Source organism: Pseudacidovorax sp. NFM-22 (assembly GCF_021401245.1).
Lineage (GTDB): Bacteria > Pseudomonadota > Gammaproteobacteria > Burkholderiales > Burkholderiaceae_C > Xenophilus.
Map to the genome: position 1 here is coordinate 455,571 of NZ_JACBFY010000002.1, position 24,550 is coordinate 480,120.

The 24,550-nt window shown below is 70.9% G+C and carries 1 protein-coding gene (running past one end of the window); it reads right to left on the reverse strand.

The features are described from left to right. Positions 1-24,488, reverse strand: partial view of an LEPR-XLL domain-containing protein gene (locus tag L0984_RS07760; protein ID WP_234193142.1) — the 5' portion only. The gene continues 23,566 nt to the left of window position 1, outside the view; only the first 24,488 of its 48,054 coding nucleotides appear in the window; the start codon lies at positions 24,486-24,488; its stop codon lies beyond the left edge, outside the window. Positions 24,489-24,550: the final 62 nt, after the last annotated feature.

The window sequence follows — 24,550 nt, forward strand, 5'->3', positions numbered from 1 at the left end:
ATCATCAGGCGCCCGTCGGTCAGGCGCACCGTCAGGCCGTAGCCGGACAGCTCGGGCGTGGCGTCGATGGCCGCCTGCAGGTTCTGCACCAGCGAGGCCAGGCCGCCGTTCCCCGCGGTGGCCGAGGCCGGCACGGTGACGGTGGCGCTGTGCAGATTGCTGCCGTCCTTGACGGTGAGCACCAGGCTCGCGTCGCGGCTCAGGTGGCCGTCGGCGTATTCGGCGAAGCCCGCCGCCGCCAGCTCCTGCGTCCAGGCCGGCGTGAGCACCGACACGTCGCCCGCGGCCGACAGGGTGATCGCGCTGTCCTCGGACCAGGTCTTCAGGTGCACGTTGCCGCCGAGCACCACGCCCTGGTCGGCCCAGGGGTTGGCACTGGTGGGCGTGCCGGCGCCGATGCCGCCGCGCACCTCGATGGACTTGCCGGCCATCAGGTCGCGGCCCAGGCGCACCTGCTGGCCCGCCGTGATGCTGATGGTGGAGTCGCCACCGAAGGTATGGACGGTGCTGCCCAGCGTCATGCCGGCCGGGTCGAAGTGGTCCACCACCTCGCCGCCGGCCACCAGCAGGCCGTCGAGCTGCGCGTCCTGCGAGGCGCTCACCACGATGCGGCCGTCCGCATCGTGCACCGCCACGCGCGCGCTGCCGGGCATGCGCACGCCGATGCCGTCGCCGCTGTAGCCGCCGGCCAGTTCCACGCTCTGGCTGGCGCGGATGGTGGCGCCCACCTCCACGGTCGCGCCCGAGGCGCCCGTGGTCTGGGCGCCCAGGTAGAGCTGGCCTGCCGAGCGCAGCACCACGCGCGAGGCCTCGGCCGACCAGTCGATGGTCTCCGTGCGTTCGCCGCCGGTGCCGGGCGCGCCGCTCTGCTGCAGCGTGCCGCCCGACAGGATGCTGCCGCCGATGGTGATGCCGCCATAGGCGTCCACCGAGACCAGCCCGCCCGAGCCGTCGCTGGTGATGCCCGCCGCATTGAGGCCGGCCCCGCTGCCGATGACCACGCCCCAGCCGTCGTCGTCCGCGCCGGTCAGGCCGGTGGTCTGGATCTGCACCGCACGCGTGGCCTGCAGGGCCGTGTCCACCAGCACCTGTTCGCCGGCCTGCACGCGCACCGTGGAATCCGCCCCGCTCCACTGGATGCCGCTGCTGCCGATGGTGCCGCCGGCCACCAGCGCGCCATGCAGCTCGACGTCGCGGCTGCCGATGACGGTGACGCTGCTGCCTGCCGCCGTGGTGTTGAGCACCGAGGAGGCGTTGACGTAGACGCTGGTGCCGTCGGCATTGGCGCCGTGCAGGTCGGTGCCGTCCAGCGACATGCCGCCCACCAGCGTGATGCTGCCGTTGACGCGAGCCTGGCCTTCCCAGTAGACCCAGCGGTCAGACTGCAGCACCAGGTCCGAGCCCTGGCCCAGCAGGTTGATGTTGCCGCGCACGATCACGTCGTCGGCGGTGGAGACCACGAAGTCCGCATCGTCCTGCAGCGTGGTGACGGTGCCCGTCAGCAGGAAGCCGAAGCCGCGCTGGCCCAGCAGCGGATGCGGCTCCAGCACGCGGATCTCGTCGACCACGCCGTCGTTGTTGGCGTCGTAGGCCTGCACCACGTAGGTGTGGCTGCCGTCGCGCACCACCCAGCGGTCGGTGCCGGCGGCACCGCTGGTGTCGTTGCGGTAGTCCACGCCCTCGGTGAAGCCGGTCATGACCTGCTTGCCCTCGGCGGCCGCGGCGTTGTAGTAGACGGTGCCGGCGTAGGTCTTGAAGCCGCTCTGGTCGACGATGCGGAAGAGCTGGTCGCCCGAGAGCTGGGCGAAGGCCGTGCCGTCCGCGGGACGCGTCACGTCGCTCCAGCGCAGGGTCTCGGCGTGGTAGTCCGCCCCGGCCTCGAAGCTCAGGCGGTACTGCGCATCGGCCGAGGCATTGGCGTTGTAGTAGACGGCGCCGTCCCAGCGGGCATAGCCCAGCTGACGCAGCACCGCGTCCTGCTGCTCCAGGCTCAGGCGGTCGAAGGTGGTGCCGGGTGCCGGCACGGTGAGCGCATGGCCGTCGGCCCCCGTCCACACGATGTCGGCATTGCGGTAGTCGCGGCCTTCGCCCTCGACCAGCAGGCCCACGGTGCGGCCGGTGGCCGCGTTGTGGAACACCTCGCGGTCCACCTGCGCATAGCCCAGGGCGTCGAGCACCACGGCACGCTGCGAGGGGTCGAGGTCCTCGAAGGTCGCGCCGGCGGCCGGGGCGGCGGCGCCGCCCCAGTCGATGGCGTCCAGGTTGTAGTCGGCGGCCTGGCCCTGAGCGAAGCCGTCGACGATGCGCACGGTGCGGTCGGCGTCGGCCTTGATGAAGTGCAGGCCGTCCAGCACCTCGTAGCCCAGCGCACGCGCCACCACCTTCTTCTGCGCGTCGGTGAGCTGGTCGAAGCCCGCGTCGGCGGCGGGCTGGCCCGCGCTGCCCCAGTAGATGCTGGCGTTGCTGTAGTCGGTGGCCGGGCCTTCGCTGAAGGTGGTCAGCACCTTCTTTCCGGGCGCGGCGCTGTAGTTGAAGAAGTTCTTCTCGCCACTGCCGTGCTCCAGGTAGTCGACCACGATCTGGCGCTGCAGGGCGGTGAGCTGGCTCCAGCCGGCGTCCACCGCGGGCAGCGGCGCGATCGGCGTGGCGTCCAGGCCCGTGCCATTCCACAGGTCGCCGGGCATGGCGTAGTAGTCGAAGGTGTAACCCAGGGCCTGGGCCACCACCAGCTTCTGCGCGCCCGAGAGCTGGTCGAAGGCCGTGCCGGCCGCCGGTGCGGGCACGCCGGCGGCGGCCCAGTCGATGTGGCCGTTGTCGTAGTCGTGCGCCACGCCCTGCGTGAAGCCGGTGGCCACGGTGAGGCTGCCGTCCGGCGCGGTGTGGGTGAACACCAGGCCGTCGTAGGTGGCATAGCCCAGCGAGGCGGCCACGGCCTTCTTCTGCGCCAGCGTGAGCTGGTCGAAGCCAGCGTCCGTGGCCGGCGCGCCGGCGCTGCCCCAGTCGATGTCGGCGTTGTGATACGCCACCAGCTCGCCTTCGGTCAGCGCGGTGCGGAAGCTGTGCGTCTGCGCGTTCCAGTAGCCGCCGTGGTCGTAGGTGGTGTAGCCGAGCGACGCCACCAGCGCCGCCTTGGCGTCGTCGGGCAGCTCGGCGAAGGGCGTGTAGTTGGCCAGGGCCGTGGCCGAGGCCAGCGCGGCCAGCGGCGTGTCGGCGCCGCCGAAGAGCTGGCGCAGGTCGACATGGATGCCGCCGCGGTTCAGCGCCTCGATGATGGCGGCGAACTTCTGCGCGTCGCCCAGCGTGGCGAGCGTGCGGCCGGGCAGCGTGTCGAAGTAGTCGGCATGCGGATCGCTGACGGCGCCGGCATCGATGTGCAGCGCGCCGGCGGCGGTGAGCGAGCCCGCGAGCATCAGCTCGCCGGCCGTCTGGATCGAGACGCTGGCGCCCACGCCGGTGAGCTCCGGCGTGAGGCCGTCGGCGCCGAAGCGCGCGCCCGAGAGCACCGCGCTGCCCGAGAGCAGCCCCAGCGCGCCGGTGGCGCTCAGCGCGATGACCGAGCGTGCGCCCTCGGCCGACACCGTCGCGCCTTCGAGCACGCGCAGCGAGGCGCCGGCGGCGATCTGCAGCTGCACGTCGTCGCCATGGGCCTTCACGCCGGCGGCGATCACCACCGAGCCCGAGCCGCCCAGGAACAGGTGGCTGCCCGCCTTCATGGTCTCGATGGCGGCGCCCTTGTCGGCGGTGATGCTGTTGGCCTCGGCGCCGTAGCTCACCAGCGCATCGGCGCCGGTGCTGCCCACGACCTGCACGTCCAGCAGGTCGTCGGCGCGCAGCCAGCCGCTCACGACCAGCTGTTCGGTCAGGCGCAGCACGGTCTCGCGGGCGTGGATGCCCGCGTCGGGCACGCCCATGGGCGCACGCACGTTCTGGCGCTGGATCTCCATCAGCCGCCCGGCGAAGGCCAGGCGCTCGGTGGACTGCACATCGCCCTGAACGGTGATGCGGTCGGCGATGAAGGTGGCGTCGTCGCGCAGCAGGGCCGAGTAGAACTGCGTGCCCACCACGGCGTCCTCGACATCGCCCACGTACATGCGCACGCCGGTGGCGGCATGGCCGAGGGCGATGGACGAGAAGCCGTCGCGCAGCGCGGCCAGGTCGCGCATGCCGAGTTCGAGGAAGCCCGTCTCGTTGCCCAGCGAATAGTCGCCGCCATAGGTGCCCTGGGCTGCGCCGCCCACGCGGTAGCCCTGGCCGGCCGAGAAGGTGCGCAGGCTGAAGCTGCCGGTGCCGCTGACCTGGTCGTCGCCCGAGGCGAAGTCCACGTCGTCGGCCACGAGGGCGATGGCTCCGCCGCCGGTGCCGGTGGAGATCTGGCCGCCGTCCAGCGACAGCAGCGCCTCGTGGCTGCCCAGCTGCAGGTCGATGCGGCCCGTCGGCGTGCTCAGGCCGCCGGCGGCGTAGCCGTCGGTCACCACGCTCAGGCTGTCGGCCTCGCGCACCACGATATCGGCGTAGGCCGCGCCGGCCGTGCCGCGGTTGACCACGTTCAGCTGCGACACCTGCGTGGCGAGCGTGCCGTCGATGCCGGCGGCGCTGATGCTCAGCAGGGCGTCCGGCGCCTTGTAGAGCGCGGTCTGGCGCACGTCGAGGATGCCGGCCGTCTCCAGGTGCAGCGAGGTGTGGCCCCAGCTGGCGCCGTCGGTCATCTTCAGCACCGTGCGGCCGGTGCTGGTGTCGCTGAGCTCCAGGCGCTCCAGGGCGTCGTCGAAGTTGATGACGCGGTCGGCGCCGTCGATGGCCGCCTTCAGGCTGTGGTCGCCCAGCAGCAGCGTGCCGGTGCTGGAGAAGGGCGAGATCACCAGGCGGTCGGTGCCGGTGCCGCTCTTGAGGTTGAGCGTGCCCGCACCGCTCACGTAGATGAGGTCGTCGCCGCTGCCCGCGTCCACGGTGTTGACGCCGGCGCCCACGTAGATGACGTCGTTGCCGCCGCCGCTCGTGATGGTGTTGACACCCTCGCCCATGTCCACGATGTCGGCGGCGTCGCCGCCGGTGAAGCGGTCCTTGCCGGCCCCGCCCTCGAAGCGCAGGCCGCTGACCTCGCCACTGAGGAACTCGTCGTCGCCCGCGCCGCCGCGGATCACGCTGCCCGCGGCACCGCCGAGGATGACGAAGCTGTCGTTGCCCTCGCCGCCGTCGAAGTCCAGCGCCGCAGTGACGTACTTGCCGACGTAGATGGAGTCGTTGCCCTTGCCGCCCACGCCCACGATGCGGTTGACGCCGGTGAAGCTGGCCGTCTCGCCCAGCGAATGCACCACCACCGTGTCGCTGCCGCGCTCCTGCTCGATGGAGTAGGACTCGTTGGTGATGTCGTCGTACACCGTGTCGCCGTAGCGGCCCGACGTATCGCCCATGTTCAGGTAGAGCGTGTCGCCCACCTGGTGGGCGATCTGCGGCGGGTCGGCCCACGACCACTTGAAGCTGCCCGAGACGGTGATGCCCATCACCGTCACCCGCGCGGCCAGGTAGGCGCTGGCGGCGTTGATGTCGATCTCGCCGCGGAAGCCCGCCAGCGTGATGTCGATGGAGAACAGGCCCAGGTCGATCTCGAAGTCCAGCGAGCCCCACACCGCCGCCGCGAAGCGCGGCTGGCTCGACAGCACCAGCGAGGCGCCGGCGTTGAGGTGCAGCGGGCCGAGCCAGATGTCGATCTCGGCCTTGCCGCGGATCTCGAAGTTGCCCTCGGAATCCACGTAGCCGCCGACGTCGATGGTCAGCGCATTGAAGAAGTTCAGGCTGCCGTCGAAGGACAGCTTGAACACGTTGTCGATCACGCTGATGCCGCCCTTGAAGTCGACATCGAAGAGGAAGAGGCTGATGTCGCCCTTCAGCTGCATGTCGAACAGCGTGTTGGCCTTGATCACGTTGCCGTGCAGGTCGGTGTAGTCGCTGTGGCCGGTGTTGATGCGGATGTCCGCATCGGCGCTGATGCCGATGATGTCCACGCCCATGTTGACGTGGGTGTGGATGTTGAGCGCGAAGACGGGCGCGTCGCCGTCCATCAGGAAGGCGGCCGAGCCGCCCACGGCCACGCGGCCGAAGCCGCCCAGCTCCAGCGCCACGTCCAGCGCGGCCTGCACGCCGCGCTTGTCGATCAGCAGGTCGATGGCGCCGGTCATCTCCACCGGGCCGACGGCCACGGCGCCCGAGCCCGAGATGCGCAGCATCTGCGGGTCGAGCCACACGGTGCCCAGCGGCTTGCCGGCGGCGTCCACGGCCAGGGTGCGCACCTCCTGCTTCGCGGCGGTGGTGTTGATCTGCAGCAGGAAGCGGCCGGAGACGGTGAACACGCCGCCGCCGTCGATGATGATGGAGTCGGCACCGCTGCCGCCCACCTCGAAGGCGCCGTAGATGCCGGTGTCGCCGCCATCGACCACGATGCCCAGCGTGCCGGTGACCGACAGCGGCTCCAGCAGCGGCAGGTCCAGCGTGGCGGTGGCGCCCAGCTCGGCGCGCACCGCGCCGTCGATCTCGGCGACGATGACGCTGAAGTCGCCCTTGAGGGTGAGCGCGCCGTCCAGCAGGTCCAGGGTGCCGTGGCCCACCACGGCCGCGTACACGCCCACCCAGTCGGGCTTGCCCGGAGGCGCGGCGCCGATGGTGAAGGTGTCGAAGTCCACCTTGTCGCGGAACTGCTCGGGCACCACGTAGACCACGTCGCGGCCGAAGGTGTTGAGCGACAGGTCCAGGTCGGCATGGATCTGCACCACCGAGCCGATGGCCAGGTCGGCGTCCAGCGCCAGGCGCAGGGCCACGCCCGGATCGCTGCCGCCGCGCACCACCACCAGGCCGGTGCCGTGGCGGTTGAGGTTCAGGCCCTCGGGCCCGATGGCGACGGTGACGTCGGCAAAGGCCACCAGGCCTTCGCTCTCGCTGAAGCGGAAGTCCAGCACGCCGGTCATGCTGACCAGGCCAAAGAGCTTGAGCTCGGCCTCGCCGAAGACGCGCAGCAGCTGCTCGTTGTACATGAGCACCACCGGCTGGTCGGCATTGCCCGTGGGAATGCCATAGCCCTGGTGCGAGGCGCCATTCGAGTCCAGCCAGGTCGACTTGCTGAAGTCGATGGTGGTGAAGCTGAAGGACAGGCTCAGGTCCGGGTCGAAGGACACGGCGCCCGAGGCCGCGTCGCGCACCACATGGCCGAGGCCCACCGAGGCGCGCACGCCGGTGTTGATCTCGATGACCATGTTCTCGGCATCGAGCTCGGCCCCGGGCACGCCTACCAGTTCGATGGCCTCGACGCTGGCGCGGCCCGCGAGGTACACGCCCACGTCCACCGAGTTCAGGCCGATCACCAGTTCCTTGGCCACCACCAGGCCCAGGTCCAGGTTCTTGACGGCCAGGCCCACGGCGCTGTCGTTGGGCGTGTCGCTCTCGTCGATGCGGCCGTCGCCGTTGCTGTCGCGCCAGTAGCCGCCCACGCCGATGAAGCCGTAGGCGTCGTTGATGCCGATGGCCAGGCTGGTCACCTGCGTCTGCTGGCCGTTGTTGAGGGTGACGGTCTCGGAACCCTTCTTGGTCAGCGCCATCGAGGCCGACAGCTGCAGGAAGCCGGCCACGTTGATCTGCGCATAGCCGATGGCGGCCTGGATGATCTCCTGGTCGAAGTCGATGATGACCGCATGGTCGCCGCCGGCCGGCAGCGCATAGCCGCGGGTGGCGAGCTTGCCGTTGCCGTCGAGGTCTTCGCCGGCGTCCAGCACGCCGTTGCCGTTCTTGTCCTCGGGGGACTCCTTGAAGGTGGCGGCCCAGTCGATGGAGGGCGGCCCGAAGAGCTGCAGCAGCGGGTTGAGGTTGCCCGTCGGATCGTTGGTGAGGACGAAGGTGTTGATGTTGACCGACACGTCCTGCGCCTGCACGGCCAGGATGTCCGGGTCCACGCCGACCAGGCCGGCATACCCGACGTCGGCCTTGAGCGTCAGGAAGTACGGGGAGGCGGCCTCCAGCCCCGGAATGCTGGTGAGCAGCGCCGGCTTGGCGATCACCAGGCCGAAGTCCACGTTGCCGATGGCCACGCCGACCGCACCGTCGTTGATGGGGTCGTCGTTGTCGATGCGGTCGTTGTCGTCGGTGGCGCTGTCGTAGCGGTAGGGCCCGCCCACGCCGGCAAAGCCCTGCAGGTTGTAGCCGCCCAGGGTGAGCGTCTCCATGTCCATGGCCAGGTGCGTGCCGGCGTTGCCGGTGGCATCGTTGACCAGCGTCTGCAGCCCGCCCAGGTCGACCTGGGCGCCGACGATGCGCTCGCCCTTGCGGAAGGCCAGCGAGCCGCTGAGGCTCAGGAACTGCGACACCTGGATCTCGGCATAGCCGATGTCCAGCCCCATGAGCTGGGTGCCGCGCTGCTGCATGTAGACCGGCGTGCCGCCGGTGCGCACCTCGAAGCCGGCCGGCCGGCCCGCCTGCGCGTCGGCCGGGAAGCTGTCCACGAAGTCGGCCGTGCCGTGCAGCAGGCCGCCGAACATCTCGCCGCCGCGGTTGAGCTCGATGGTGAGGTCTTCGGCGCGGATCTTGAGCACGTCGCCCATGCCGTAGGTGCGGGCGGTGTCGGCGTGCGCATAGAGCGAGAAGAAGTCCTGCGCCTGGAACACGCTCGGCAGTTGGGCCTTGAACATGGTCAGGCCCACGTCCAGGCCTTCCATGCTGAAGCCGAAGAGGTCGTCGCCGTTGGCGATCTGCAGCTTGCCGTTGCCGTTCGGCACTTCCTCGTAGTCCGGGTTGCCCAGGCCCACGAAGGCGTAGACGTTGCTCGCGCCGAAGCTCAGGCCCTTGAAGCTGACGTTCTGGATGGTGGAGTAGTCGTCCGCCACGCCGCCCAGCGCCTTCAGCGCGCCCAGGATGGACTGCGCCTGGTCGCCCAGCAGCGTCTCGATGAGCGACACCTCGGAGGGCAGGCCGGTGTAGAGGGTGCCGGTGAAGGTCTCGCCGATGTTGAGCTGGAAGTCGCCGCGCAGGTGCACGAAGTCGCCCAGGTCCAGCGACAGGTCGGGCAGCGAGAGCGAGCCGAAGAGCGTCAGCCCCAGGTTCGGATCGAAGCCGATGGACAGGTCGATGTTGCGCACGAAGTCGAGCGCGCCCTTGAGGAAGTCCAGGTCGGGCGAGAACTCGGGCAGCAGGTCGCCCAGGCCCGAGAGCTTGATCGACGGGAACAGATGGCTGGCGTCGGGCAGCTCGAACTCGAAGTGGAAGCCACCATCGATGTTGATCAGGTCGAACAGGCCCAGGTGCGCCTGCATGCCGATGCCCAGCGAGTTGCTGTCGAAGTCCAGCGTGAGGTGCTCGCCCTGCGTGCCGATGGGGATCTGCAGGCCCTTGCCGCCGTCGATGGCGCTGAAGTCCACATAGGCGCCGGGCACGGGCAGCGTGCCGAGGAAGGCGCCGTTGAAGGACAGCAGCAGGTCCGTCGCGTTGAGCGTGAGGAAGGGATCGGTGCCGACGATGCCGGCCATGCCGGCCGTGGCCGACAGGCCGAAGAACTTGCCAGGCAGCGGCACGCCCTGCGCCAGCGTGGGCGTCATCATGGCCAGCGCGAAGTCCAGGTCGTCGATGGCCAGGCCGATGGCGTCGTCGTTGGGCGGGTCCTGCGCGTCGATGACGCCGTCGCCATTGGTGTCGCGGCGGTAGGGGCCGTTGATGCCGGCGAAGGCGTAGATGTCCTTGCCCGCCACCACCAGCGCCTCGGCCGAGGTGGTCAGCGTGGTGCCGGGCAGGTGGAAGGCCACGTTCTCCACGGTGCGCTTCTGGAAGGTGAAGCCCCCCTGCAGCGACAGGATGCCGGCGACCGAGGCCGTGGCATGCGCCACCGTGGCTTCGATGAGCGCATTGCTGAAGTCCAGCACCACGGGCTCGCCGCCGGTGGCGATGGCCAGGCCCTCGCGGGTGCCGCCGTTGGTGAAGTCGGCCACCAGCTCCTGCCGGCTGCTGGCGTTGACCGCCACCTCGATGTCCTGCAGGTTGAACTGGATGAAGTCGCTGCCGAAGCCGACGAAGCCGATCTGCTCGCCATGGCCCTTCAGGCCGACGAACTTGGTGTTGGCGGGCACCAGCGGGTTGAGGGCGTCGAACTGGGTGGTCAGCACCGTCATGCCCAGGTCGAAGTCGTCGATCACCAGGCCGATGGCCTCGTCGTTGACCGGGTCCCGGTTGTCGACCACGCCGTCGCCGTTGCTGTCCTGCCGGTACGGGCCATTGATGCCCACGAAGGCCTGCACGTTGTTCGCGCCGAACTCGATGGCATTGGCCTTGACGGTGGTGGCACCCAGCACGGTCTTGACCGTGAGGTCGGTGGCCGAGCCCATGCGGAAGGCGAAGTCGCCGCGGAAGTAGACGAATTCCGAGACCGACAGCAGCGCGCCCTGCACCTGCGCCTGGATGAAGGCGCCGGCCGCGAAGTCGATGGTCAGCAGCTGGTCGCCCGCGCGCACCTGCAGCGGCCGGCCGGTGGCCTCGGAGAAGTCGATGGAGGCATGCACCTTCGGATCGGCCTTCCAGCCGTCGCTCCAGTTCATCTGCACCTCGATGCGGCCGCTGGAAAGCTCGAACAGGCCTTCGCCGCCGGCGACGGCGAACTCGTCGGCCGAGCCGTCGAGGGCGGTGAACTTGGGCAGCAGCTTGGCCATCGCGCCGGTGGGCGTGAGGATGGCCAGGGCCAGGTCGACGTTGGACAGGGCCAGGCCGAACAGGTCGCTCTGCTCGCGCAGCGGCACGGCGCTGTCGAAGTCGGGGTTGCCGTAGCCGATGAAGACATCGACGTCGCTGAGCCCGATGGTCATCAGCTGGAACTCGACGTTGTCGATGCGGCCGAGGTCCTCGGACACCTGCGCCCCGGCGGCACCCGCGGCCAGCAGCGCGGCCGACAGCGGCAGGTTGCCGGCGGTGGCGCCAGTGTCGACCGAGAAGCGCTCGCGCCGGCCCTGCTCGAAGCTGAAGCCACCCTGGATGTGGATGAAGTTCTCCAGCGTGAGGGTGGCGCGCGCCACGTCCACGCCGATGTAGCTGGTGCTGAACTTCAGCGCCACCGGCGTGCCGCCGGTGCGCACTTCCAGCCCGTCGCTGCCGAAGCTGGAGAGGTAGTCGACGTAGGGGCGGATCGTCGTGCCCGACCAGGCGGTGCCCTGGTTGGCATGCACCTCGGCGCCTTGGGCGCTGAGGGTGAGGAAGTCCAGGCCCACGAAGGCGATCTGGTCGACGCTGGCCTCCAGCGACCACAGGCGGCCGACCTTGTGCTTGGGGTCCGTGAAGATCGCCATGCCCAGGTCGAGGTTGTCCACCACCAGGCCCACGGCGTCGGGGTTGCGGGTGGCGTCGATGACGCCGTCGCCGTCCTCGTCCACGAAGTAGGGGCCGGCGCCCACGAACAGCTTCACGTCGGACAGGCCGATCGTGACCATGTTCATGGCGTAGTTCTCGAGCCGGTCGTAGTGGCCCGGGGTGGCGAGGCTGCCCACGGCCGCGGCGGCCGTCGGGTCGTAGGCGCCGAAGCCGGTGACGATGTCCACCGCCACGCCCTTGCCCTTGCCCAGCGAGAAGCCGCCCTCGATGTAGAAGAAGTCGCCGATGGCGATCAGCGCATGGCCGACCTCCACGCCGAAGTAGGCCTGGCGGAAGTCCAGGTACACGTCGTCGCCGCCGGTGGCCACGCGCATGCCCTGCGCGCCGAAGCTGGAGACGAAGTCGACGGTGGGCGACACCGTGAGGCCGCGCCAGCTGGAGCCCTGGTTGAGCTGCACCTGCAGGTCCTGCACCTGCAGTTGCATGAAGCCCCAGTCCACGTCCAGCGGATTGGCCCAGGACGCCTTCATGGCGTACATGAGCGGGATCACGCCGTTGGCGTCCACCCTCTTGCTGGCGCGGAAGGTCGCGAAGGCCACGTCGATGTGGTCGAGCGTGAAGAACGGGTCGTCCGGGTCGCCGATGGTGATGCGCACGTCGGCGGCGCCGATGGTGATGCTGTCCACCGCCAGGTGCGTGAAGCGGCTGTTGTCGGCCGACAGCAGCCCGGCCGCCTTGAAGCGGGCCAGGTCGGTGCCCAGGGCGCCGAAGCTGTCGGCGGCCGACAGGCCCGTGGCCACGTCCACCTGCGTGGTGGTGCGCTCGAAGGCGAAGCTGCCCTCGACCTGGAAGAAGTCGCCGATGTTCAGCAGCGCATGGGCCAGGCTGACGGCGATGGTGGCGCGGTCGTAGTCCAGCACGATGGGCGTACCGGTGGCCGTGGGCACCTTCAGGCCGCCCTCGAAGCTGCTGGCGAAGTCGACGTAGGGCGCCACGCTGCCCGCGGGCTGGCCGGCCCACGCGCCCCCCTGGTTGACGTCGATGGTCAGGCCCTGGGTCTGGAACTTGAAGATGCCGCCCAGGTCGATGTCGATGCCCTGGCCCCAGCTCACCTTGAGGGCATAGAGGTCGGGGATGACCGAGTCCGGGTCCGCCGCGAGGGTGGAGTCGAACATCACCAGCCCGACGTCGATGTCGTCGAGCTTGACGCCGAAGGCGTCGGGATTCTGCGCCTCGCCGGCATCGCGGATGCCGTTGCCGTTGCTGTCGATGAAGTAGGGGCCCAGGCCCGCGAAGATCTCCAGGTCGGTGCCGCTGAGCAGCAGCGCCGAGACCTCCAGGTCGTCGATGAGGCGGTCGTCGGCCGACAGGCCCTGCACCTTGGCCAGGCCGGCCCGCAGCGCAGGCGACAGGCCGGCGCCGTTGGCGGCCAGGCCGGTGACCACGTCCACGTGCGTGGTGGCCAGCTGCTCCAGGTGGAAGCCGCCGCTGATGTAGATGTAGTCGGAGATGGCGAGCGTGGCGCGGCCGATGTTCACGGCCGTGGTGCTGCCGGCCTGGCCGTCCAGGTCGAAGGCCAGCGATTCGCCGCCGCCCAGGTTCACCGTGAGCGGCTCGGCCATGCGGGCGAAGTCCACCACCGGCTGGCCGGCGCCCGAGGCGCGGTTGATGGCGATGCCCACGTCGGTGGCCGCCAGGGTGATGGCGTCGATGCCGATGAAGGCCGCCTGATCGGCACTGGCCTGCACGGCCGTCCAGCGGCGGGCCGGATCGGCCTGGCTGGTCATCAGGGCGATGGCCAGGTCCACGCCGTCGAGTTCGATGCCCAGCGCGTCGCTGGTGCCGCCGTTGACGCCGGCGAAGGCATGCACGTTGTGGGCGCCGATGGCCAGCAGGTCCACGGCCACGGGCTGGGCGCCCTCGTCCACGTCGGGCGTGGAGGCCAGGTCCTGCAGGCGCACCTCGGCCGTGCGGGTCTCGATGGCGAAGTCGCCCTCGACCTGCACGAAGCCGTACAGGTCCACCACCAGGTGGGCGCTGGCCTGCAGCAGCGCGCCGTCGGCGCCGTCCATGCTCAGCTGCAGGTCGGTGCCGCTGCCGGTGACCACGGCGAGCTGGGTGGCGCCGGCCGCGTAGTCGACCACGGCGCCGCCCGGGGTGCCGGCCTTGTTGATGGCGACGGCCACGTCCGAGGCCGTGAGCGTGAGATCGCCCGTGCCCACCATGCCTGCGCTGCCGGCCGTGGCCTGCAGGCTGGTCCAGGTGCGTGCGGCGCTGCCCTGGGCCGGCGCGGCTTCGGTCATCAGCGCCAGCCCGAAGGTGACCTGGTGCAGCGCCAGGCCGAGGGCATCGGCCTGGCCGCCATGCAGGCCGGCGAAGGCGTCCACGTCGTGGCCGCCGATGGTCAGCACGTCCACCTTCACCTGGCTGGCGGGCGCCTGCTCGGTGCCGTCGGCCAGGGTGACGGTGCGGGTGCTGGTCTGGATCGCGAAGTCGCCTTCGGCCTGGAAGAAGCCGTCGACGTCCAGCTTGAGGTGGCTGCTGACCTGCAGCAGCTCGCCCAGGTTGCCGGCCATGTCGAAGGCCAGGTCGCCATCGCCGGTGGCCACGGCCAGCTCGGTGGCGCCGCTGGCGTAGTCGACCACGGCATCGCCGTTGCGGCCGGCCTGGTTGATCAGCACCCGCGTGTCGGTGGCGTCCAGCTGCAGGTTGCCCATGCCCTGCACCGAGGCGCTGCCGGCGGTGGCCTGCAGCGTGGTCCAGGTGCGGCCGGGCACCGACTGCTGCGTCATCAGCGCCAGGCCGAAGTCCACGTCCTGCAGCTGCAGGCCCGCGTTGCCGGTGCCGGCGAAGGCGTCGACCCCGGCGCCGCCGATGGTCAGCACGTCCACGGCGACCTTCTCGGGCTGGGCCGTGCCCTTGGCGGCCAGCTGCACGTCGGCCGTGCTCTTCTCGACCGCGAAGTCGCCGCTGACGCGGAAGAAGCCGAAGATGTCCAGCGCGATGTGGCCGGCGGCCTGCGTCATCTCGCCCTTGCTGCCCGCCATGTCCAGCGCCAGCGGCGCGTCGGCGCCCACGTCGATCTTCAGGTCGGTGGCGCCATCGGCATAGTCGACCACCGGGTCGCCCTGCACGCCTGCGCGGTTGATGCGCACCATCAGGTCCGTGGCCGAGGCCGTCACGTCGTCGCCCAGGCCGACGAAGGCCACGGAGGCGGCCGAGGCCTGCAGGCTGGTCCAGGTGCGGGCGGGCGTGGTGCTGCCCGCGGCCATCTGCTGGCTCATCAGCGCCAGGCCGAATTCGACGTCCGTCAGCGCCAGGCCCATGGCATTGGCCTTGCCGCCATTGACACCGGCAAAGGCATCGATGCCGCTGCCACCGATGGTCAGCAGGTCGACCTCGACCTTCTCGGCGTCGGTCTGGTCCTTGGTCTTGGCCAGGGTGACTTCGGTGCTGCTCTTCTCGATGGCGAAGTCGCCTTCGACGCGGAAGAAGCCGAAGACGTCGATGGTCAGGTGACCGCTGGCCTGCAGCAGCTCGCCCTTGCTGCCGTCCAGCGTCAATTCGAGGTCGGAGCCCGTGCCCGTACCGACCTTCAGTTCGGTCTTGCCGACGCCGTAGTCGACCACTTGGTCACCGGCCTTGCCGGCCTGGTTCACCGCCACAGCGATGGCGCCGGCCGAGAGTTCCAGGCCGTCCCCGCCCTTGAACTCGGCACTCGTGGCCGTTGCCTGCAAGCTCGTCCACGTCCGCGCGGGCGTGGTACTGCCCGCGGCCATCTGCTGGCTCATCAAAGCCAAGCCGAATTCAACGCCAGTCAGTTCCAGGCCCATGGCGCTGCTGGTGCCGCCATTGACGCCCGCAAAGGCATCCACACCCGTGCCGCCAATCGTGAGCAGATCAACCTCGACCTTTTCGGCGTCAGTCTGGTTCGCGGCCTTCGCCAGGGTGACTTCGGCACTGCTCTTCTCGATGGCGAAGTCGCCCTCGACGCGGAAGAAGCCGAACACGTCGACGGTCAGGTGACCGCTGGCCTGCAGTAGTTCGCCCTTGCTGCCGTCGAGCGTCAGTTCGAGGTCGGAGCCCGTGCCGGTGCCGACCTTGAGTTCCGTCTTGCCGGCGCCGTAGTCGACCACTTGGTCGCCGACCTTGCCGGCCTGGTTCACTGCCACGGCGATGGCGCCCGCGGACAACTCCAGGCCGTCCACACCCTTGAACTCGGCGCTCGTGGCCGCTGCCTGCAGGCTCGTCCACGTCCGTGCGGGCGTGGTACTGCCTGCCGCCATTTGCTGGCTCATCAAAGCCAGGCCGAATTCAACGCCAGTCAGTTCCAGGCCCATGGCGCTGGACGTGCCGCCGTTGATGCCCGCGAAGGCATCCACGCCCGTGCCGCCAATCGTGAGCAGATCGACCTCGACCTTCTCCGCCTCGGTCTGGTCCTTGGCCTTCGCCAACGTGACTTCAGCGCTGCTCTTCTCGATGGCAAAGTCGCCCTCGACGCGGAAGAAGCCGAACACGTCGACGGCCAGGTGGCCGCTGGCCTGCAGCAGTTCGCCCTTGCTGCCGTCCAGCGTCAACTCGAGGTCGGAGCCCGTGCCAGTGCCGACCTTCAGTTCGGTCTTGCCAGTGCCGTAGTCGACCACCTGGTCGCCGGCCTTGCCCGCCTGGTTCACTGCCACGGCAATGGCGCCCGCGGACAGCTCCAGGCCGTCTACGCCCTTGAACTCAGCGCTCGTGGCCGTTGCTTGCAAGCTCGTCCACGTCCGTGCGGGCGTGGTACTGCCCGCCGCCATCTGCTGGCTCATCAGGGCCAGGCCGAACTCGACGCCGGTCAGTTCCAGACCCATGGCGCTGGACGTGCCGCCGTTGATGCCCGCGAAGGCATCCACGCCCGTGCCGCCAATCGTGAGCAGGTCGACATCGACCTTCTCCGCCTCGGTCTGGTCCTTGGCCTTCGCCAGGGTGACCTCAGCGCTGCTCTTCTCGATGGCGAAATCGCCCTCGACGCGGAAGAAGCCGAAGACGTCAACGGTCAGGTGACCGCTGGCCTGCAGCAGTTCGCCCTTGCTGCCGTCCAACGTCAGTTCGAGGTCGCTGCCGGTTCCGGTGCCGACCTTCAGTTCGGTCTTGCCAGTGCCGTAGTCGACCACCTGGTCGCCAGCCTTGCCGGCCTGGTTCACTGCCACGGCAATGGCGCCCGCGGACAACTCCAGGCCGTCCACACCCTTGAACTCGGCGCTCGTGGCCGTTGCCTGCAAGCTCGTCCACGTCCGTGCGGGCGTGGTGCTGCCTGCGGCCATCTGCTGGCTCATCAAAGCCAGGCCGAACTCGACGCCAGTCAGCTCCAGACCCATCGCGCTGCTGGTGCCGCCATTGATGCCGGCAAATGCGTCGACGCCCGTGCCGCCAATCGTGAGCAGGTCGACCTCGACCTTCTCGGCTTCGGTCTGGTCCTTGGCCTTCGCCAGGGTGACCTCAGCGCTGCTTTTCTCGATGGCGAAATCACCCTCCACACGGAAGAAACCGAACACGTCGACGGTCAGGTGCCCGCTGGCCTGCAGCAACTCGCCCTGGTCGCCATCGAGCGCGAGCGCCAGCTCGGTGTTCGGCCCGGTGGCGATGTTCAGCGCGGTGGCGCCGTCGCCGTAGTCCACCACGGCGTCGCCGTCGCGGCTGGCCTGGTTGATGGCGACGCTGAGGCCGGTGGCGGCAAGGGTCAGGCCGTCGGTGCCCACCCATTCGGCCTGGGCCGCGGTGGCCTGGAGGCTGGTCCAGTGGCGCTGGGCGTCCAGCTTGTCGGTGACGAGCGCCAGCGCGAAGTCCACGCCGTCCAGCACCAGCCCGGTCCGGTCGTCGGCATGCCCGCCGTCCAGGCCGGCGAAGGCATGGGCGTCGTGCGCGCCCAGGGTGAGCAGGTCCACGGCCACATCGCTGCCGTCGGCCAGCGTCACATGGCTGCTGCTGCGGTCGATGGCGAAGTCGCCCCCGGCCTGGAAGAAGCCGTACAGGTCCACCTCCAGGTGGCCCTGTACGCGCGTGAGCTCGCCCAGCGCGCCGTCCATGTCCAGCGTCATGGCCTGGCCGCCGGGCCCGGTCGCCGCGTCCACGGACCGGGCCGCGAAGTCGATGACCAGCGTGCCGGCCGGCTCGGCCGGCGTGTGGTGGGTGAAGCCGTCCTGCAGCTGAGACAGCACGGGCTGCTGCACCTCGGCCGTGGCCTGCACCTGCAGCGCCGCGACGTCCTCGCCGGCCAGGCTGCCGCCGAAGCGCACCACCAGGTCCTGCCCGTTCCAGAAGGTGGCCTCGATCAGGGCCCCGTCGATGTGGGCACCGAAGGCCGCGGCCAGCGCCGCATTGATCTCGGCGCGGCTGCTGTCGAAGGCCAGCGGCCCGGTGGTCCAGGTCTGGCCGCCGTGGGTGAAGGACAGCGTGAAGCCGCCGCTGGTGGCCTGGGTGTCGAAGTGCACGCGCTGCGACTCGGCGCCCGCGGCATGGCCCTGCACGAGGTTGAAGGGCGCGGCGCTGGCATGGTCCAGGTCGCCGAAGTGGGTGGTGAAATCGCCGACGTCCTGGTCGGCTCGGTCACCGGTGAAGACCACGTCGTAGCTGGCGAAGCGGCTGCCCGAGGCATTGGCGTTGTAGGTCACCTGCAGGTCGCCGGGCGCGAAGGCGTCCAGGGCGAGCAGCGCGGCCTCGATGGCCGCGGCCTGGGTGGCCGGGTCGTCGCTGTAGGCGATGGGGCCGGTGCGCACGCCGGCGTATTCGATGGTGAAGCTGCCCGAGGGGCGCGTCTCGTCCACGCTCACCTGGCTGCGCAGGGTGGCCACGTCCTGGCCGACGAAGACGCCGCCAAACTGCACCAGCAGCGCGCCGCCGGCCGTGGTGCCGACGCTCACCTCGCCGCCGATGGCGGCGAAGGCGGCGTTGAGGGCGTCCTCCACCGCCTGCGCGTCGGCGTCGAAGGCCAGCGCCGCGGTGGTGTAGGTGCGGCCGCCGTAGGCCAGCGACAGCGTGTAGTGGCCGGTGGCCGTGGTGTCGACGGCGATGCGCTGCACCTCGCCCGAGCCGCCGCCACCCTGGCGGATGTTCAGCGGCACCACGTCGCCCGACAGGGCCTCGGTGACGATCAGGTCGCCGATGTCGGTACCGGCCAGTGCGCCGAGGAAGCGGATGGTGTAGCGGTGGCCCCCCTGGCTCTGGGTGTCGAAGCGGACCTGCACGTCGCCGTCGGCGGCGCCCAGCAGGCCGACCAGCGCATCGTGGATGTAGCGCGCGTTGTTGGTGACGTCGTTGCCCACGAAGGTCAGCGTGCGCGCGCCGGCGACGCCGTCGATCTCGAGGGTGTAGGTGCCCCGGGACGAATAGGGCGTGGTGAAGAGCAGCTGCTTGACCTCGTCGGCGCCGGCCGTGGCCGCCACCACCTGCGCGATGCCGATGCTCACGGGCGGCGCGGGCACGCGCTCGGCCTCGATGACGATCTGCTTGACCTCGCTGGCGCCGGCCGTGGCCTCGGCCGCGGTGTCCACGGTGACCGTGACCGGCGCGGCATGGGCCTGCACCGTCAACGCCTGGGCCTCGGCCCCCGCCAGGGCGCCGACGAGCTCGATGGTGAAGCCTTCGGCCCGCGAACCGCTGACCTTCACGTTGCCCTGGCCGATGCCCGTGAGCCCTTCGAGCGCACCGGTGAGCAGGGCGATGAGGGCGCTGCTGCTTTCGCGGCCGTCCAGCGCGAGCTGCGCCTGGTGGCCGCCGTAGTCCAGGTCCAGCGTGCCGGCGGTGCCGGCGGCCAGCTGCAGGCGCCACTGCGCGTTCTGCGTCTCGGTGCTGGCATCCACCGCCGGGATGGGCATGCCGCGGTTGATCTGCACCTGCAGGTCGGAGCCGGCGATGGTCACGCCGTCGAGCCCCACGAAGTCGGCCAGCTCGGCGCTGGCCTGCAGGCTGGTGAAGTGGCGGGCCGGCGCATCGCGGTCGGTGGCCAGCAGCAGGCCGAAGTCGGCCTGGCCCAGCCGCAGGCCCAGCGCGTCGTCGCTGCCGCCATGCAGGCCGGCAAAGGCGGACAGGCCGGCGCCGCCCAGCGTGAGGGTGTCGGCATGGATGACGCTGCCATCGGACAGGGTCAGGTCCTGGCGCTTGCTCTGCAGCGCGAAGTCGCCTTCCACGGCGAAGAAGTCGAAGACATCGAGCTCGATGTGGGCCGCGGCTTCGAGCAGCTCGCCGGCGCTGCCGGCGAAGTCCAGCGTGCGCGTGCTGTCGGGGCCGGTGGCCACGGGCAGCGGCTGCGCCGCCCAGTCGACCACCACGCCATCGGCATCGGCGCGGTTGATGCGCAGCTCGACCTGGCTGACGGTGGCCACCAGCCCCTCGACGCCGATGAAGGCGGCGCTGCCGGCGCTGGCCTCCAGCGCGCTCCAGTGGCGGGCCGTGCCGCCTGCGGCCTGCAGCTGCTCGGTGGCCAGCACCAGGCCGAAGCCGACGTCGTCGAAGCGCAGGCCGATGGCGTCGCTGCTGCCGCCGGCCAGGCCGGCAAAGCCGCGCGCATGGGCCGCGCCGACGGTGAGCAGGTCGACGCCGACCTGGGTGTGGTCCTCGTCGGCCAGGGTGACGGTGCCGCTGCTGCGGTTGAAGGCGAAGTCGCCTTCGAGCTGCACGAAGCCGAAGAGGTCGAGCGTGAGGTTGCCCGCAGCGCGGGTGACGGCGCCTTCGCTGCCGTCCAGGGACAGGGTGAATCCGGTGTCGGCGCCGGTGTCCACGGCCAGGCCATGGCTGCCCGAGAAGTCGAGCACCACGCCATCGGCGGCGGCGCGGTTGATGGCGACGGACAGGTCCTGCCCGCTGGCGCTGAAGCCGTCGAGCCCGGTGAAGCCGGCCGTGCCCGCAGTGGCCTGCAGCACGCTCCAATGGCGCGCCGGCGTGCCCTGGCCGGCGGCGGTCTTCTCGGTGGCCAGGGCCAGCGCCAGGTCCACGCCCGACAGACCGAAGCCGGTGCCGCCGACGCCGGCGAAGGCCTCCAGGTCCTTGGCGCCCAGCGTCAGCAGGTGCACCTGCACGTCGCCCGACTCGTCGGCGGCGGTGCCGGCCCGGTCGGCGGTGTGCAGCGTGGTGTCGTAGCTTTCCAGCGCGAAGCTGCCGCTGGCCTGGAAGAAGCCGAAGACGTCCAGCCGCAGCGTGCCGGCGGCGCGGGTGATGGCCCCCTCGGCACCGTCCATGTCGAAGGCCAGGCGGCCGGCGCCGGTGTCGAGCGCGAGTGCGGTGGCGCCGGTGGAGAAGTCGACCACCGGGCCGGAGGAGGCGCGGTTGATGGCCAGGCGCAGGTCTTCGCCGGCGGCCGTGAGCCCGTCCACGCCGGTGAGCGCGGCGCCGTCGGCCCGGGCCTGCAGGCTGGTCCAGCTGCGTGCCGGCTGGCCGGCCGCCACCTGCTCGGTGGACAGGGCCAGCGCGAAGTCCACGCCCGACAGCTGCAGCCCCAGCGCCTGGGCGGTGCCGCCGCCGGTGCCGGCGAAGGCCTGCAGGTCGTGCCCGCCCAGGGTGAGCAGATCGGCCCGCACCTGGCTGTGGTCGGCCAGCGTGAGCGTCTGGGTGGACTTGGCCAGGGCGAAGTCGCCTTCGAGCTGCAGGAAGCCGAAGGCGTCCACGCGCAGGTGGCCGCTGGCGCGCAGCAGTTCGCCTTCGCTGCCGTCCATGGCCAGGGCCACGGTGGTGCCGGTGGCCACGGGAACGGCCAGCTGGGTGCGGCCGCTCGCGTAGTCCACCAGGCTGCCGTCGGCGGCGGCGCGGTTGATCTCGATGGACAGCCCGCTGCCCGACAGCGCGAAGCCGTCGATGCCCACCCAGGCGGCCTCGCCCACGCGGGCCTGCAGGCTGCTCCAGTGGCGCGCCTGCGCGCCCGCGCCGGCTTCGCTCAGCAGCGCCAGCGCGAAGTCCACGTCCGACAGGCGCAGGCCGAAGGCGTCGGCCTGGCCGTCGCGCACCCCCGCGAAGGCGGCGATGCCGCGCCCGCCCAGGCTGAGCATGTCCACCTGCACCGGCGTGGCCGATTCGTCCACGTCGGCCGTGGCGGCCACGTCGGCCAGCACCACGGTCTGGCTGCTCTTGCGCAGGGCGAAGTCGCCCTCGGCGCTGAAGAAGCCGAAGGCCTGCAGGTCGAGGTGGCCGCCGACCTGCAGCAGGGTGCCGTCGCGCCCGTCCATGTCCAGCGCCACGGCCTGGGCGCCCTCGCCCACCGTCAGGCCATGGGCCAGGTAGTCCACCACGGCGTCGCCCTGGCGGCCGGCCTGATTGATGGCCAGGCCCAGGTCGCGGCCGGACAGCGCGAGGCCGTCGATGCCGCTCAGGCTGGCCGCGCCCAGCGTGGCCTGGGCGCTGACCCAGGTGCGGCTGGCATCGGCCGAGTCGGCCAGCAGCGCCAGGCCCAGGTCGGCACCGGCCAGGTCGAAGCCCACGCCGCCGATGCCCACATGGCCGGCCGCGTCCTGCAGGCCGATGGCCAGCAGCTGCGCATCGACCACGCTGCCGTCGGCCAGCACCACCGATTCGCTGCGCCGGTCCACCGAGACGGTGCCCTGCGCCTGCAGGAAGCCGAAGAGCGACAGGTCCAGCGTGCCCTGCGCATGCAGCAGTTCACCGGCGGCGCCGTCCATGTCGAGCACGACCTCGCCGCCGTCGGCGCCGGTGGCCACGCGCAGCGGGCTGCGGGCCAGGTCGGCCACGGGGTCGCCCGCGCGGCCGGCGCGGTTGATGGTGATGCCGAACTGGCTGCCGCTGGCCGAGACGCCCGGCACGCCCTGCAGCGAGACGGTCTCGGCCGAGGCCTTGAGGCCGGTCCAGGTGCGGCTCGCATCGCTGCGGGCGCTCATGAGGGCGAGCGCGAATTCCACGCCCGTCATCTGCAGGCCGAAGGCGGTGCCCAGCAGGCCGGCGCTGGCGTCCAGGTGGCTGGCGCCCAGCGTGAGCACGTCGGCCAGCACCGGCGTGTCGGGATCGCCGGCCAGCACGATCTGCGCCGTGCCCTTGTGCAGCGCGAAGTCGCCGGTGGCGCTGAAGAAGCCGGCGACTTCGAGCAGGCCCTGGCTGACGGCCACTTCCTGCACGCCGGCGAGCAGGCCATCGCCGAAGGTGTGGCTGCCGCCCGCGGCGTCGACCACGGTGCCGCTGGCATCGGCGGCGGTGCTGTTCCAGCGCACGCTGGCCACGGCCGCGGCCAGCGTGACGTCCGCGCCCAGGGCGACGTCGATGCCGCCCGTGGCCTCCAGCACGGTGCCGCCACCGCCGGCCAGCACGAGCAGGCCGACGTCGGCGTCGGTCACGCCGGCATCGAAGGCGCCGCTGCGCAGCGCGACCGAGGCCTTGCTGGCCACGATGGCCATGGCGCCGTCGGCCCCGGGCTGGAAGAAGAAGTCGCCATGGATGGCGATGCTGCCGCCCACCACGGCCTGCAGGCCGTAGATGCCCACCGTGGCCGCGCTGTGGCCCGGCAGGTCGGAGAAGGTGTAGGCGAAGTCACCGAAGGCCAGCGCATGGCCGGTGAGCGCCTGCGCCTGCTGGTTGAAGCGCAGCGTGGCCGAGTCGGCGCTGACCGAGGCGAAGTCGCCGCCCTGCAGGAAGGCGCGGCCCGAGGCCTCCAGCGCGATCAGCCCGTCGCCGTCGACCACCAGGCCGAAGGCCCCGTGGTCGATGCCCACCGCCATGCCGCCGGCCTGCAGCCGGGCGCTGATGTCCTGCCCCGCGGCCTGCAGCGTGCCGTCGGCCACCGAGAAGCCCATGTCGCCTTCCAGGCGCAGGTCGCTCGCCACGGTCAGGCTGGCATGGCCGGCGAGGGTGGCGGCGTTGCTGTCCGAGCCGGTGCCGTCGAAGGTGTAGAGCACCTGCTGCTGCGCGTCGGTGATGTGCAGCGGCGTGTTGTGCAGGTCCAGGCTGCCGCTGTTGCCGGCGCCCAGGCCCAGGCTGAACTCCAGCGTGAGCTGGGTCGCGTCCAGCTGCATGGCCACGCCCTGCAGGCTGGCGCCGCTGGCCTGGCCCTGCGCCATCACCCAGCCGCGGTCGCTGCCGTCGGTGGCGGCGATGAAGACGATGCCCACGTCGGCACCGCTGAACGCCAGGCCGGGCGCCTGGCTGTCGGCCGCGTCCAGGCCCAGGTAGCCGCTGCCGCCGGCCAGCGACAGCGTGAAGACGTCGTAGTAGCCCTGATCGGCGCCCTCGCCGAGCAGCAGGTGGGCGGTGTGGCCCAGCTGGAAGTCGCCGGACAGGCTCAGGCCCTGGCCCAGGTCCACCGCGCCGCTGAAGGCCACGCTCTGGTTGTCGGCGAAGTAGGAATGGTTGAGGAACTCGCCGATGCGGTCGGTGGCCGTGGTGCCGCCGGTGGTCTGGGCCAGCGCGTCCACCAGGAAGGCCGCGGCCCCGTCGAGCTGGTGGGCCACCAGCACCAGCGCGCCGCCGCCGCCGTCGCCGGCCCGCTGCTCGATGGTGAAGTACAGGTCGTCGGCGGCCTGGACGAAGCCCGTGCCGTGGGCGAAGCTGCCGCTGAGCTGGCCGTAGGTGAGGAAGGTGAACTCCTGCCCCTCGGTGGGCCGGAAGCCGTCGATCAGGCTCACGCTGAGCTTGCCGTCCAGCGTGGCCAGCTGGCTGACGTTGAGCTGGTCGTAGTGGCCGCTGCCGGTGCCGGCGGCGCTGCCGCCCAGCTGGATGTCCAGCGTGCCGCCGGCCGCCTGGGTGTACGACAGCACGTTCTGCACGCCGGGCGAATGTCCCGGGCTCACGGTGCCGCTGTTGAGCAGCGCCACGTTGAGCGAGCCCGAGCCGTACAGCGTCTCGTTGGCCGCCACCGCGAGCGTGCTGTCGAAGTAGCCCTGGCTGGCGAGGTTGCCGACGTCGAAGACCTGGCTGTCGACGGAGAAGGTGGCGGGCACGGCCGTCAGGCGCGGCTGTTCGACCAGCGCCTGGTAGGCCTCGGGCGAGATCAGCGGCGTGGCCGGCGCCTGGCCGTCCGGGGCATCGAAGTCGTAGGCGCCGTGCAGGGCCTGGCCATGGCCCTGGTCGTCCGGCATGACCACGGGCAACACGCCCAGCACCGGGTCTGCCGACAGCAGCACGCGCGGCTCCAGCGCCTCCAGGCGCCAGGCGTCCCGCACCATGCGCGCCACGGTCTTCTTGAGTGCCTTCTTCATGATCTTCTCCGTCTCTCTCGTTTCCGATCGGGCCCCTCGCGGGCCCGCCTCGTCATCACGCC